This window comes from Tenacibaculum sp. FZY0031 (genome assembly GCF_036350695.1).
Lineage (GTDB): Bacteria > Bacteroidota > Bacteroidia > Flavobacteriales > Flavobacteriaceae > Polaribacter.
This window is the reverse complement of sequence record NZ_JAZDVY010000011.1, coordinates 109,350-124,687: the sequence shown is the minus strand read 5'-3', so window position 1 is coordinate 124,687 and position 15,338 is coordinate 109,350. Positions and strand designations below refer to the sequence as shown.

Sequence of the window (15,338 nt, the reverse complement as noted above, 5' to 3'; positions counted from 1 at the left end):
GCACTTTCAACAGCATACGGTAAATATTCTTTAGTTTGACGCCCAAATTCATCGTATTCTATATGGGTAACGATATCATTTATTTTTATACTGGTAGTTCCTACTATATTCTCAATACTCAACTCAGTACCATTTACGGTTTCTAGAACTGGATTCCAAAAATATTGATTAGTAGTAACATCTGTTGAGTAGTATAAATAACTTCTAAAACGAGATGTGGTAGTACTACTATCCCATACAAATTCAGTTCCATCAATCACTCTTGTTCCGTTAATATCATACACTCCACTAACCCCCGTATCGGCACCGCTGTATCCTGCTGGATGAATAATTCCTACTAATAAATACCAGGTATTTAATTGTGGTAAATTACCGTTCCAAAAATAAGGATTGCTATTAGTCGTTCCACTTAAATTATTTACATTTTGTGTTCCATGGTATGTTCTCCCGTTTTGACTTCCTGTACGTTTTACCCAAACGGTGTAGCGATATGATTTAGTGTTGTCTATATTTATATAATCTGTATTCCAACCTCCGTCAGAATTACTTTTTATATCATTTCCACATAACCATAACAATTCTTTGGTTCCTTTTGGAGTTGTTCCATACAATCGTTGGTTTTCAGCTGTAGAACCATTTTGGTTATAAAAAGGAGTACTTCCCATACCTTCTAACCAATCTGAGGCTAATAAATTAAGAGCTGTTGAAGAGCCTTGTTTAATTCCTCCTCTAATAGCTATTTGTTGCTTGGCTCTTCCCAAGCCGTCAAAATATGTAATATTTTCTATTACATCGCTATTTTTAGTTATCATATTAGGGGTAGCTTTGGCTTCTTGATATTCTCTAGTGAACACATAATTTTCATCACTTAAATTGGGTTCACTATAGTTTATCTGAACTTCATTACAACCAAAATAAGTACCATTTATAGTAGGACAATTGTCTTCTTTATCTAGCACATAACCAATAGGTTGATTGCATTGAGTTTTAACCGAGTTTGGATCCCCAAAACCATCTCCATCTGTATCAGCATACCATTTAGTGTTAGGGTGAAGTGCTGCATTACTATCATTACAATCTAAAGAGTTGGTAACATAGCCAGTTGGAGCACTACTTTGATATACTTTAACTGATAGGTTACCATATCCATCATTATCAATGTCTTGAAAGTAATTTTGTGGTGCAATATTGGTAATTAAATCAGTGCTATCGTCATAATCATCATTGTTGTTTACATATCCGCTAGGAGTTTCACAAGCACTAGTTGTATTATTAGGATCCCCAAATCCATCTCCATCGGTGTCTGCATACCATGTTGAAGGAGAGTTGATGCTATAAGTAATACTTTTGGCGCTACTCCAACAGCCAGAGGTGTTGTTGCGTGCTCTAAGATAATATACAGTTCCACTTGTTCTGGTAATGCTTGAACTAGCATTAGCGGTACTGGTTCCAGTGTTACTACTTTGCCAATACCAGGTACTTCCACTAGGAGCACTTCCTTTGGTAAGCACGGTATTTCCACAATTATTTGTTACGCTAGGTGTTGAAGGGGTAGTCGGTATGGTATTAACTGTATAACTGATACTTCTAGCGCTACTCCAACATCCTGAAGTATTGTTGCGTGCTCTAAGGTAGTAAACAGTTCCACTTGTTCTGGTAATACTAGAACTAGTATTAGCGGTACTGGTTCCAGAACTACTACTTTGCCAATACCAAGTACTTCCACTAGGAGCGCTCCCTTTAGTAAGCACGGTATTTCCACAATTTTTAGTGATAGTTGGTGTACTTGGAGTGCTAGGTACTGTATTGATACTATAACTTACACTTCTTGCGCTACTCCAACACCCTGTGGTATTGTTTCTAGCTCTTAGATAATAGATTGTTCCGCTAGTTCTGGTAATACTCGTATTTGAATTAGAGGTACTAGTTCCAGAGCTGCTACTTTGCCAATACCATGTAATTCCACTAGGAGGAGTACCTCTTGTTAACACTGTATTACCACAATTTTTAGTAATTGTAGGTGTACTTGGAGTACTTGGTACCGTATTGATACTATAACTTACACTTTTTGCGCTACTCCAACATCCTGAGGTATTATTTCTTGCTCTTAGATAATAAACCGTTCCACTAGTTCTAGTAATACTCGTACTTGAATTAGAGGTGCTGGTTCCAGAGCTACTACTTTGCCAATACCATGTAATTCCACTAGGAGCGCTTCCTTTGGTAAGTACTGTATTTCCACAATTTTTAGTGATAGTTGGTGCATTTGGAGTACTTGGTACTGTATTGATACTATAACTTACACTTCTTGCGTTACTCCAACACCCTGTGGTATTATTTCTTGCTCTAAGGTAGTAAACAGTTCCACTTGTTCTGGTTATACTAGAACTAGTATTAGCGGTACTGGTTCCAGAGCTACTACTTTGCCAATACCATGTAATTCCACTAGGAGCGCTTCCTTTGGTAAGCACGGTATTTCCACAATTATTCGTTATGCTGGGTGTTGAAGGGGTAGTGGGTATGGTATTAACCGTATAACTGACACTTCTAGCGCTACTCCAACAGCCTGAGGTGTTGTTGCGTGCTCTTAGATAATAAACCGTTCCACTAGTTCTGGTAATACTCGTACTTGAATTAGAGGTGCTGGTTCCAGAGCTACTACTTTGCCAATACCAAGTACTTCCACTAGGAGCGCTTCCTTTGGTAAGCACGGTATTTCCACAATTATTTGTTACGCTGGGTGTTGAAGGGGTAGTAGGTATGGTATTAACCGTATAACTGACACTTCTAGCAGTACTCCAACATCCTGTGGTATTGTTACGTGCTCTAAGGTAATAAACAGTTCCACTTGTTCTGGTTATACTAGAACTAGTATTAGCGGTACTGGTTCCAGAACTACTACTTTGCCAATACCAAGTACTTCCACTAGGAGGAGTCCCTCTTGTAAGCACTGTACTACCACAGTTTTTAGTAATTGTTGGTGTTGATGGAGTGGCTGGTTTAGGTGCTTCATCTATTTGTCCATCACAATCGTTGTCAATTCCATCACATATTTCAAGAGCTCCAGGTTTAATATTAGGGTTGTCATCATTACAATCACCATTTGTATTTGAATGGGCTACTGGCCCATTAGGACTGGTAAGTGTTGGCTCGCTACAACCTAATATTCCGACACCAGTTCCATATCCGTCTTCATCGGCATCTATATACCAATATTTAGGAAGACTAGCATTTGAATCGTTACAATCACTAGCATTGTTTACATAGCCAGAAGGAGCTGTACAACCTAATACTTTGTTAGATGAAGTTCCATAACCGTCTCCGTCAACATCTCTATAATAGTACCTTGGGAGGGAAGAATTGGTATCATCACAATCACTAGAGTTACTTACATAGCCAGAAGGAGCTGTACAAGCTAGTACTTTATTTGATGAGGTACCATATCCATCTCCATCGCTGTCTCTATACCAGAATTTTTCTTGACCTATACTGGCATTAGTATCATCACAATCTAATCCATTAAACACATAACCATTAGGTTGTGTTGAACTTTGGATGGAAGATCTAGGGTTTCCAAAGCCATCACCATCTAAATCACGATACCAAGTAATATCATCTCCAGGAAAATCAGGATCTGGCATTATTTGAGAAAAAAGAATCTCAGTAAAACAAAGAGATACAATGATTAATAATACAATTTTTTTCATAGCAAGAATTAGTTTTTATAATGGTATTTATGTTCTTTTAAAAGATTCCCGTCGGCATCTTTTATGAATTTTAATCGGTTAAAATCATCATATTCATAGGATATAGTTTGTCCTCTTGGATCGGTAATACTGGTAACTCCAACTAATGGATCATAGGTAAAAGTGGTTACTTGACTGTTTACCATATTAGCATTGTTTCTAATATTATTTAAAGCTGTTCTTAAATTGTTTTCAGAAGCGGTATCTGTATCATTATTAGAAGCAGATACGGCTGCATCAATCAAACTTTGAATGTTGGCTAACTCGGTATCGGTATAGTTTTCTATTTTAGCGATTGGCTGTGTTTGTTGATAGCCCCATAGATAATAGATTTTTGTACCATCTTTTTTACTGACCTCTCTAGGGTTTCCTTTATCATTGTACGTATGATATATAATTCTGTCTTCCAAACTTTGTGAATCTTTAGCAGTTTGGATTATTTCAGGCAAGTAAAAACCGTTGAAGTTGTTATAATTTGTACGTTGAGTTGAATATAATAGATTATCTTTAAAAGTCTCTACTTGAATAGGTACTGCTATTCTGTTTTGTAGTTTTAATTGATCTATAGCTGCCTTTTCAGTAGGAGTTAAATCATCATGACCTAAAGAGTTTACGCTAGTTACATCGGGAGTGTAGTAGTTTTTTGTCTTTAAAACTTCTCCTTTGCTATTAATTGTCTCTGTAGATGCTAATTGATGATGTTTATTATGGTTATAGTAATAATAAGTAGTTGTTGCTAAATTTTCTGGATAGAGAAAATTAGTTTCTGTTTTACTAACTAAATCTACTATACCGCCTGTTAAATGGAAGGTTTTATATTCGGTATGTTCATTATCCCACCCTTGTGGTGTTTCATCTTGAGCTATGTAAAGATGTACAAGAGGTAGTCTATATAGATAATTATCTTTATAATATGTTTTGTCAGTATCTTGCATGTTTTCAGATATATCAAGACGTTTTGTTCTAGGGGCAAATATTGTAGGGTACCCCTGTGAAAGATTTTGATTTCCGTATTTATATGTATTAGATGTTGATTTGATTTTAGTAAAGGAACCATTATTGTTTTTTTTGTAATAGTTAGTTACTTGAGGAAGTCCTCTTAACCATTCAAAATCATTAGGAAGGTGGTACGGAAAAGTCATATAAGATTCTGAACTTTCATAGTCATCATAACTCAAGTCTAAACCACTATCTTTAAAGTTGGTAAACGAATATTCTATTTTACCAACGTTGTTGTTTTTGTCACCAAAATACTCTTTAACAGAAGAATAACCTATACTATTTCCTTGATAGGTAGTTAACGGACTCCCAGGAATGGAACCATGAGGCTCTAATACAGTTATAGCTTGTAATTGACTACCATCAGATGTGTAAGTATTTAGTCGTCTAATAGAACTAAAAGCTGATAGGGATAAGATTACTCCAGAATTTGTTCCATCTGGATATGTATATTCATACTCTTTAAAAGAAGATAAATTTTGATTAGCGTCATAGTGTTCTATTTTCTTTATACGCTTTCCAGCTGCAAAGAGTGTATTATTATCATTTACTATCTCTACCCAAGACATACTTGCACTAAATATATTTGTAGGAAGTTCTCCTTCTGCCGGAGGTAAGGGGGACCAAGAAGAATCTAAAGGGTCAAAAATAATTTGATATTGCCCAGGTTCTACTTCGAACTCTGTTACTCCTGCAAAAATATAATGGTAGCTAGGGGCACCATTTAAACCTTTCAATGTAATATTAAATCTACAGTCGCTTTGGATTGGATTTGCACATGCTAAATTTTGATCAGTTACCTCACCAGTTCCATTATAATTATTTGGTAAACTAACATTAAACCTTACTTTCCCATTTACTTCTCCAACTAAAAAAGATTCACTAACATATTTATCTCCATCATATAACTCTTGTTCAAGAAATGAGATTCCTTTTGAAAGAGTTGGAGTTTTAGGGTTGATATCTGGTAAATCTATAACATTCATTTCAGAGCCTATTATTCCTTTATTATGTTCATAGGTGAATTTTGCGCTACCACCAGTAGGGTATTTAATTTTAGTCAATATTCCACTCATAGAAGCTATAGTATCTACAGTTCTATCTACTGTAGCATTTGTATAAGGATATTTTTCTAAAAACCCCTGTGGATTTATATAATAATAATAGTTAAGTAATGATAAATATTGCCCATTTGTAGCTTTATTATAATAGCCCCAATAATCTTGAGCATTTGAAAATCTATTAGGTAGTATCTTATTGTAATAGCTAAAAATTGTAGCTGGCATAACTTTATTGTTTTTACCTACTGTTACCACAGAATCTAAAAACATTTTTTTTGAAGCACTAATATCTAGGTTTTTAAGAGTATAATTAGTATAATCTGTCGTATTGGCTTGTGTGCTTTCAAAACTCTGATAAAAATTAAACGCTTTGATGAAAGTGTCTTTTATGTCTTTTATATTTATTCTTTCTAATGAATGTCCTAATTTTAAATCTTCTCTTTCATTGACCGATTTTATAAACTCTATTTTACCTCTATTGTGAATAATTGAGTCTAACTGAAACTGATAGTTTCTTATTTCTGAGGCAAAACTCACTCTTTCACCTAGTGAATGGCCATCATAAGACCTTCTTAAGTAATTGGTATCTTCTAAAGAATAATGAAAGCTAGTAATATCCCCGTTAGGTCCTTCTATATCCATTAAATGCCAAGTGTTAAAAGTAGGAGAAACTGGATGAGCTTGTTCGTCATATCCATTTTTATTAATTGAGTATGTTTTTATTACCTGATCATAATCTCTGGCATTTCTTTGCTGATCTTTAGATGTTCCAAAATAATATGTAAAACCATCTTTATCTTTAGTTATAAAACCTATTATTTTATTGGTAACGTTTGGGCTATCACTATCACCAATTAATACTTCTGTTTTTATGTCATCAAATTTTTGATTGAGAGGTTTCTTACTATGGTAATCTATAATAAAATTAGTAGATAAATCTCCAGCTTGCAGCATAAACTTATCTGGCTCTCTATCGTGTTGAACTAATGCTGTTAAAGTAACCTCATAATTTGTTCTAGTTTCTTCGTTATTGAAAAAAGCGTTGTTCGCTAATGAGGAAGATAGCATATTACCTGTTGAAAGCATACCAATTTGATTGAGACCACCATCATCAGGTATATGTCTAACCTGTCTACTTATTTGACCTCCAGCACTCAATGCCCAGCCTATACCTATTCTTGAAGATATTTCTTCTACTTTAATTCCTCTAGCATGATAATTTATTCTTATAGGGAATTCTTTACCATCAACTTGAAATGAAGTTATTGGAATATTTATATTAGGAAGACCAGTGTAATGACTAATGGGAACTTCTGTAAACTTAGCCAAAGAAGAAGCTTCAGGTGAAGGTGGAATAATTGTAGGTAAGTCTTGTGCATATCCCCATACACAAAACAGCATCATTACAATGCTTAACATAGTTTTTTTCATAAAATATAATAGTAATTAAAATAGCAATTATTAAATCTTTCTTTTATCGATTGCAAATTACATTATATTTTTGAAATAAAAAAACTGAAACACAATAAGTTATCTGTTGGTAAGTGGTAAGGATAGTGAGAATTGGCAAAAAAGCATACAATAATCTGCTTAAGTACTAACAGGAGAACTTGAGAAATGTAAAGTTAGTTATACGTGCTTAAAAAGGACTTAATTAGGTAACTTCTTACTCAATAACCCATACATAAAAGCTCCTATAAGTGCACCAAAAAGTACAATAAGCATTGGCAGTACTCCTTGTCCAATTAAAACAAAAATAGGGGCAGGGCATGCGCCTGCTAATGCCCAGCCTAATCCGAAGATGGTACCGCCAACTAAAGTTCTAATAAAGCCTTTTTTCTTTTCTTTAATATTAATTTGGTTTCCTAAGTAATCTTTAATTTTTCCAGTTTTAAAGAAGTACATAAATACTGCAGAGAGGGCTACGGCAGAACCAATAATGCCATACATATGAAATGATTGGAATTTGAACATTTCATAAATTCGATACCAAGAAACCGCTTCAGATTTAGATAAAATAATTCCGAAAACTATTCCAATAACTAAAAATTTTAACTTCTTCATCTTAACCAAATATTAAAGGGAATAGTACCCAAATCATAATTAAACCACCAATAAAAAAACCAATTACAGCAATTAAAGAGGGTAATTGAAAACTGCTTAATCCTGTAATAGCATGCCCAGAAGTACAACCGTCAGCATAACGAGTTCCAAAACCAATTAAAACTCCTGCAATTAATAAAATTGAAAAACCTTTCAAGGTCAACATATTTTCTACACTGAAAATTTCGTTTGGCACATACGTTTTTCCTGCGTCAGCAAACCCCAAATCTGTTAATTCACTAACAGTTGTTGGATTTACATCTACTCCAGGTGTTGCAGATAAATAGTTAATAGCTATATATCCTCCAATTACCAAACCAGCTAAAAAGATAATGGCCCAGTCACGCTCTTTCCAGTCTTTTTTAAAATAGTCTGATATTTTACCAGCACCTGCCATGGTACACATGGTTTCTAAGTTGGTTGATACTCCAAAGTTTTTTCCGAAGTAAAAAAACAAGAAAAGCACCATTGCAATAAGAGGCCCAGATACATACCAAGGCCAAGGTTGTAATATAAAATCCATTATAATACGTTTTTTAAATAAGTGATAATGGTTTTTGTTGCCCCTATATTTTTTGAAATATAATTGTGGGTAACACTTCCCATTTGCTCTCTAAGTTTTTTGCCTGATTTTAATAAAGCAAAATTACTAGAAAATTCGTTAGTATTTACAACGATTTTTGCACCGCCTAATTTAAGTAAGTCAACAGCTTCCTTAAATTTACTGTATTTATTAGCCCCAAAAATAACGGGAATGCCATATGTAGCAGGTTCTAAAATATTGTGCAAACCTGTCGCTAAACCACCGCCTACATAGGCAACATCTGCGTATGAATATATTTTGGTAAGTAAGCCAATAGTATCAATGATAAAAACTTGATAATGGGATAGTAGTTTTCCTTCTTTTTCTGAATAAAGAATCGTTTTCTTATTGATTAAGTTCTGTAGTTCTTTAACCTGTTTTTGGTTGATATTATGTGGGGCAATGATAAATTTTTCATCATCGGAAGCATGCTTATTTATATAATCTACAATAAGTTCTTCGTCTTCTTTCCAAGTGCTTCCTGCAACAACAGTATATTGATTGTTTTTAAATTCTGAAATAAAACTTAAAGAGTTGTCTTGTTGTAAAATAGCGTATACGCGGTCAAATCGCGTGTCACCAGCAATGGTTACGTTGTTAAAATTAATAGAATTTAATAGGTCTTTAGACGTTTTGTTTTGTACAAAAAAGTGCTTAAAAGCAGTTAGTCTTTTACGCATAAAACCTCCATACCATTTAAAAAAGGATTGTTTTTTTCTAAAAATACCCGAAATTAAAATTGTTGGAACATCATGCTTTTTTAATTCAGAAAGGAGGTTAGGCCAAAACTCATACTTAATCATAATAGCGATGTCAGGATGCACCAGTTTGATAAATTTTTTAACGTTCGATTTTGTATCTAAAGGTAAATAACAAACGACATCAGCTAATGGATAATTTTTTCTTACTTCATAACCTGAAGGAGAGAAAAATGTAACTACAATTTTATAATCTGAATAGTGCTGTTTTAATTCTTCAATAATAGGTCTGCCTTGTTCAAATTCCCCTAAAGAAGCAGCGTGAAACCAAATTACGTTATCGGTTTTGGAAATATTGTTGAGTTTAGAAAAAGTTTCTTTTCTCCCTTTATAAAACAGCCTTATTTTTTTGTTGAATAAAGCTACAATTGGAAGTAAGATAGATACTATGGTAAGAAGTAAATTGTATAAAAAATTCATTATGCGAATTTATGAAATAAAAAAAATCAGTGAAGTTACTCACTGATTTTTTTATTCTATGTTGAAATATGTTATGATTCCATTTCAAAATCTTCCATAAACTTAGTAGTGTAATTACCCGCTACATAATCTGGATGATCCATTAATTGTCTGTGGAAAGGAATAGTTGTTTTTACACCTTCAATAACATACTCATCTAATGCGCGTTTCATTTTGTTAATCGCTTCTTCACGAGTTTGTGCAGTAACAATTAACTTAGAAATCATTGAGTCGTAGTTTGGTGGAATCATATACCCAGCATATACGTGAGTATCGATACGAACACCATGCCCCCCTGGCGCATGATAAGAGGTTATTTTTCCTGGAGCAGGTCTAAATCCGTTATAAGGATCTTCTGCATTAATTCTACATTCAATTGAGTGTAATTGTGGCTTGTAGTTTTTACCTGAAATTGGCACACCAGCTGCAACTAAAATTTGCTCACGGATTAAATCGTAGTCTACAACCTCTTCAGTAATTGGGTGTTCTACTTGAATACGTGTATTCATCTCCATAAAGTAGAAGTTACGGTGTTTGTCTACTAAGAATTCAACTGTACCAGCACCTTCATACTTAATGAATTCAGCAGCTTTAACAGCAGCAGCTCCCATAGCATCACGTAATTCTTCTGTCATGAATGGAGAAGGAGTTTCCTCAGTTAATTTTTGGTGACGACGTTGAACTGAACAATCTCTTTCAGATAAGTGACAAGCTTTACCATAAGCATCACCTACTACTTGGATTTCAATATGGCGAGGTTCTTCGATTAACTTCTCCATATACATATCGTCGTTTCCAAAAGCAGCTTTCGATTCTTGTCTTGCAGAATCCCAAGCATCTTTTAAATCCTCTGCTTTCCAAACAGCACGCATACCTTTACCTCCACCACCGGCAGATGCTTTTAACATTACAGGATATCCTGTTTCTACGGCAACTTTTTCACATTCTTCAAAAGTGGTAATTACACCGTCGCTACCTGGTACACAGGGTACTCCAGCAGCTTTCATGGTAGCTTTAGCATTTGCTTTGTCTCCCATTCTATCAATCATCTCAGGAGAAGCTCCGATAAACTTAATTTCGTGCTCTTCACATAATCTTGAGAATTTAGCGTTTTCAGCTAAGAACCCATATCCTGGGTGAATTCCATCAGCGTTTGTAATCTCTGCAGCTGCTATGATACGATCCATTTTTAAATAAGATTCGCTACTTGGTGCAGGTCCAATACACACTGCTTCATCAGCAAAACGTACGTGTAAACTTTCAGCATCTGCTTTTGAATAAACAGCTACTGTTTTAATCCCCATCTCTTTACAGGTTCTAATTACACGTAGCGCGATTTCGCCTCTATTGGCAATTAATATCTTTTTAAACATGTCTTTTAGTTTATGAGTTTATTAGGTTTAGTTGTTTAAGAGTTTAGCGTAGCTAAACTTCTAAACTTAAAACTTCTAAACCAAAAATTATGATGGGTCTACTAAAAATAATGGTTGATCAAATTCTACAGGAGAAGAATCATCCACTAATACTTTAACAATTTTACCAGATACTTCTGATTCAATTTCGTTAAATAACTTCATTGCTTCAATGATACAAACAGTATCTCCAACTTTTACTTCTGTTCCTACTTCAGCAAAGTTTGGCTTGTCTGGAGAAGGTTTTCTGTAGAAAGTACCAATGATAGGTGATTTTATAGTTACGTATTTTGAGTCGTCTGTAGCTTCAGCTGCTACTGGGGCTGCGGCTGGAGAAGCTGGTTGTGCAACTGGGGCAGGAGCTATCATTTGTGGAGCCGCTGCTGGAGCAGGAGCTTGTATGATAGTAGTTTCAGGAGTGTCACTTCCAGTTTTAATGGTGATTTTGATATCTTCCATTTCTAGCTTTACTTCACTTGCACCTGACTTAGCTACAAACTTTATAAGACTTTGAATTTCTTTAATGTCCATTTTCCTAAATTTTAGTTGTTTAGTTATGAGTTATAGGCCCATTTTAAGTAGATAGCTCCCCATGTGAAGCCTCCACCAAATGCGGCAAAAATTAAATTATCTCCTTTTTTCAACTCTTTTTCATAGTCTGCAAGTAACAAAGGTAAAGTAGCAGAAGTTGTGTTTCCGTACTTATGAATGTTCATCATCACTTTATCATCTTCTAAGCCAACTCTATTGGCAGTAGCTTCAATGATTCTTTTATTTGCCTGGTGTGGAACTAACCACTGAATATCATCTTTTGTTAAATTGTTTCTGGTTAACATTTTCTCAGAAACATCTGCCATGTTCGAAACAGCAAATTTAAACACAGTTCTTCCTTCTTGATGAACGAAGTGTTGTTTGTTTTTAACGGTGTCTTCTGATGCTGGTAAAATTGATCCACCTGCATCAATTTTTAAGAATTCACGACCAATTCCGTCGCTTCTTAAATATTCATCTTGTAACCCTAAACCGTCGTTATTAGGTTCAAATAAAACAGCGCCAGCCCCATCACCAAAGATGATGCAAGTAGCTCTATCACTATAATCAATAATTGATGACATTTTATCGGCACCAATTAACAAAACTTTTTTGTATCTACCGCTTTCAATATAGCTTGAAGCAGTAGACATCCCGTATAAAAAACTTGAACAAGCTGCTTGCAAATCATAAGAAAAAGCGTTCACGGCTCCTATTTTAGAAGCTGTATAAGCTGCCGTTGAAGCTACAGGCATATCTGGAGTAGCTGTTGCTACAATAACCATGTCGATATCTTCAGGGTTTGTATTTGATTTTTGAAGTAAATCTTCTGCTGCTTTTATTGCCATGAAAGAAGTTCCAAGGCCTTCACCTTTTAAAATTCTTCTTTCTTTAATTCCTGTTCTGCTAGTAATCCACTCGTCATTGGTGTCTACCATTGTTTCTAGCTCCTTATTAGTTAGCGCATGTTCTGGAATATATTTTCCTACCGCTGTTATAGCTGCAGTTATTTTAGTCATAGTTGTTTGTTTTGTAGTAAAACGAGTTTTCAAAGTAATGAAAATTATTTCACTTTTTTGTAGAAAAAAACATCAAAAAGAGGATTTTTTGATGTAAAAACATAAAAAAACCCTCAAAGTAGAGGGTTTTTTAATTTTTTAAACTAGTTTTTAAGCCTCAGCAGCAGCACTTTCTAATACTACTTGCCCTCTGTAATACAATTTTCCTTCATGCCAGTGAGCTCTGTGGTATAAATGAGCTTCTCCAGTTGTAGGATCAACAGCTATTTGAGGTACAGAAGCTTTATAGTGAGTTCTTCTTTTATCTCTTCTAGTTTTAGATATTTTTCTCTTTGGATGTGCCATTTTATGTCTTATTTATCTGTTAGTAAATCCTTTAATTTATCCCATCTAGGGTCTGTTGATTCTTCCTCAACAGGTTTTTCTTCGTTTATTCTTAATTCTTCTAATTTTCTTAAAGCATCCGATTGCATAGTACCATCAATAACATTTGGATGTACTCTTTTGCTCGGTACTGATAACACTATTAACTCATATATATATTGAGACACATTTACTTGATAAGCTTCATGCGGAAGTATCAAAATTTCATCGTGTTCATCATTAAACTCAGGTCCAAACTTAACAACCAAATTTAAAGTACCATTAATAGGTAAATCAAATAACTCATTAGTAATATCACAAGGAACATTCACTGTTCCATTTATGTTAAAAGCAAGTTCTAATAACGTGCTTTTTTTAACAAATGTAATATCAGCTTTTATGTTTGAATTGTTAAACTCGTCAAACTGAAATGCTTCAAAGAACGTTTTGTCAATTTGATATTCAAACAAATGACTTCCTTCTTTTAAACCTACAAAAGGTATGTTGAATTGTTTTAAGTCTTTCATCTACAACTATCAATTTGAGCGTGCAAAGATATAAAAAATGTTTTTACTTTTATGTTTTGAGTAAAAAAAATGAACTATTTTGCTTTTAATGCGTTTTTTGTAAGTTCTTGATACTCTTTTCTGTTCTTAAATATTTGTAATGAGGTAAATAAGGCTTCTTTAAAAGATGTAGGATTAGCATTGTTTTTACCAGCAATATCAAATCCAGTTCCATGATCAGGAGAGGTTCTTACTTTGTTTAAACCTGCGGTAAAATTTACACCATTTCCAAACGATAAAGCTTTAAAAGGAGCCAAACCTTGGTCGTGATACATGGCTAAAACTCCGTCAAATTGCTCGTAAGTTTTTGAACCGAAGAAACCATCGGCAGCATACGGACCAAAAACTAATTTTCCAGTTTCTTTAATTTCAGCAATCGTAGGACGAATAATTTCGTCATCTTCAGTGCCAATAATTCCATTATCACCACAGTGTGGATTCAAGCCTAATACTGCAATTTTAGGTTTACTAATGTTGAAATCTTGTTTTAAAGAATTGTACATGATGTCCACTTTTGCTTTGATAAGTTCGGGTGTAATTGTTTCTGAAACTTTAGAAACAGGTATATGGCCAGTTATTAAACCAATACGTAACTCATCTGTCATTAAAATCATTAAGCTTTTTCCGTCTAAATTTTTTTCTAAGTATTCTGTATGACCAGGGAACTTAAATTCTTCAGACTGAATATTCTCTTTGTTAATAGGAGCGGTAACAAGAAGGTCTGTTTGGTTCTTTTTTAAAGCATCAACAGCTGCTTGTAACGATTTTAAGGCAAATTTACCTCCTTCTTCGGTGATTGTACCTAAGTCTATTTTAACCTCTTCTTTCCAGCTGTTTAATAAATTAACCTTACCGTGCACAAGTTTGTCCAAAGAAGTAATTCCATGAATATTGGTATGAAGTCTTAAAGCCTTTTTATGATATGAAATTAGTTTGTTGGAAGCGAATAAAACTGGAGTGCAAAAATCAAGCATTCGTTTGTCTTCAAATGTTTTTAAAATAATTTCGATACCAATTCCGTTGATGTCTCCAACCGAAATTCCGACAATAATTTTGTTTGCTTTATCCATAGTTTACTTTCGTAGGTAAAGTTGTATTTTTGATGCTAACAAAAGTAACTAAATTTTTATAGAATGTTTACCGGAATAATAGAAACTCTTGGAATTGTTAAAGGTATTGAGCGTGAAAAAGAAAATTTACACCTCACGATAAAAAGTAGCATAACAAATGAGTTAAAGATAGATCAAAGTGTAGCACACAACGGGGTTTGTTTAACAGTTGTAGCAATTGACAAAGATGAATATACAGTTACAGCAATTAAAGAAACGCTCGATAAAACAAATACAGGTAATTTACAGCTTGGAGATGAGGTAAATCTTGAAAGAGCTATGAAGTTAGGGGCTCGGTTAGATGGGCATATTGTACAGGGACATGTAGATGGAACAGGAGTTTGTAAAAACATTGAAGATGCCGATGGGAGTACTGTTTTTACCTTTTCGTATGATTTTGATGGCTCAAACGTTACCATTGAAAAAGGTTCAATAACAATAAATGGCGTAAGTTTGACCGTGGTAAATTCTAAAAAAAATGAGTTTAGTGTGGCTATCATCCCATACACATACGAGCATACAACCTTTAAAAACTTTAAAATAGGTACTAAAGTGAATTTAGAATTTGATGTGATTGGGAAATATGTGGCTAGACTACATGCTTTAAGAGGATAAGATAAAATTATAAA

Annotated in this window: 12 protein-coding genes; 1 reads left to right on the top strand and 11 read right to left on the bottom strand. The window is 34.2% G+C overall.

What is annotated here, in order from left to right; genetic code table 11:
* The 11 genes from V1T75_RS15245 to pdxA all read right to left on the bottom strand — a co-directional run.
* On the bottom strand, positions 1 to 3,707 hold a 3,707-nt coding region (locus V1T75_RS15245), incomplete at its 3' end, for a DUF6443 domain-containing protein (protein WP_330489357.1).
* 8 nt (positions 3,708 to 3,715) lie between these two features.
* Entirely contained in the window at positions 3,716 to 7,237 is a 3,522-nt protein-coding gene (locus V1T75_RS15240) for an RHS repeat domain-containing protein (RefSeq protein ID WP_330489356.1), read from the bottom strand.
* 219 nt (positions 7,238 to 7,456) lie between these two features.
* The gene (locus V1T75_RS15235) at positions 7,457 to 7,870 is read right to left on the bottom strand and encodes a DUF6691 family protein (protein WP_330489355.1); all 414 of its coding nucleotides are present in this window, start codon (positions 7,868 to 7,870) and stop codon (positions 7,457 to 7,459) included.
* Between the two features lies 1 nt (position 7,871).
* Positions 7,872 to 8,432: a YeeE/YedE family protein gene (locus V1T75_RS15230; RefSeq protein ID WP_330489354.1), complete on the bottom strand. Its 561-nt coding sequence runs from the start codon at positions 8,430 to 8,432 to the stop codon at positions 7,872 to 7,874.
* Entirely contained in the window at positions 8,432 to 9,670 is a 1,239-nt protein-coding gene (locus tag V1T75_RS15225; RefSeq protein ID WP_330489353.1) for a 3-deoxy-D-manno-octulosonic acid transferase, read from the bottom strand. Before V1T75_RS15225 ends, V1T75_RS15230 begins: the two co-directional genes overlap by 1 nt.
* 71 nt (positions 9,671 to 9,741) lie before the next feature.
* Positions 9,742 to 11,082: an acetyl-CoA carboxylase biotin carboxylase subunit gene (gene accC, locus V1T75_RS15220; RefSeq protein ID WP_330489352.1), complete on the bottom strand. Its 1,341-nt coding sequence runs from the start codon at positions 11,080 to 11,082 to the stop codon at positions 9,742 to 9,744.
* Positions 11,083 to 11,169: 87 nt separating this feature from the next.
* Positions 11,170 to 11,652 (bottom strand): acetyl-CoA carboxylase biotin carboxyl carrier protein, encoded by a 483-nt coding sequence (accB, locus tag V1T75_RS15215; RefSeq protein WP_330489351.1) that lies wholly within the window; start codon positions 11,650 to 11,652, stop codon positions 11,170 to 11,172.
* 23 nt (positions 11,653 to 11,675) lie between these two features.
* Positions 11,676 to 12,671, bottom strand: a complete 996-nt coding sequence (locus V1T75_RS15210; RefSeq protein ID WP_330489350.1) for a beta-ketoacyl-ACP synthase III — start codon at positions 12,669 to 12,671, stop codon at positions 11,676 to 11,678.
* A gap of 150 nt (positions 12,672 to 12,821) precedes the next feature.
* On the bottom strand, positions 12,822 to 13,016 hold the full coding sequence (gene rpmF / locus V1T75_RS15205; protein ID WP_047789948.1) for a 50S ribosomal protein L32: 195 nt from the start codon (positions 13,014 to 13,016) through the stop codon (positions 12,822 to 12,824).
* Positions 13,017 to 13,024: 8 nt separating this feature from the next.
* Positions 13,025 to 13,561 carry a YceD family protein gene (locus V1T75_RS15200; protein ID WP_330489349.1) on the bottom strand — a complete coding sequence of 179 codons (537 nt, stop codon included), beginning with the start codon at positions 13,559 to 13,561 and terminating at the stop codon, positions 13,025 to 13,027.
* A gap of 74 nt (positions 13,562 to 13,635) precedes the next feature.
* Positions 13,636 to 14,670: a 4-hydroxythreonine-4-phosphate dehydrogenase PdxA gene (gene pdxA, locus V1T75_RS15195; protein ID WP_330489348.1), complete on the bottom strand. Its 1,035-nt coding sequence runs from the start codon at positions 14,668 to 14,670 to the stop codon at positions 13,636 to 13,638.
* Between the two features lie 63 nt (positions 14,671 to 14,733).
* On the opposite strand from pdxA, the gene V1T75_RS15190 reads away from it, so the two are divergent.
* Positions 14,734 to 15,324, top strand: a complete 591-nt coding sequence (locus V1T75_RS15190; protein WP_330489347.1) for a riboflavin synthase — start codon at positions 14,734 to 14,736, stop codon at positions 15,322 to 15,324.
* Positions 15,325 to 15,338: the final 14 nt, after the last annotated feature.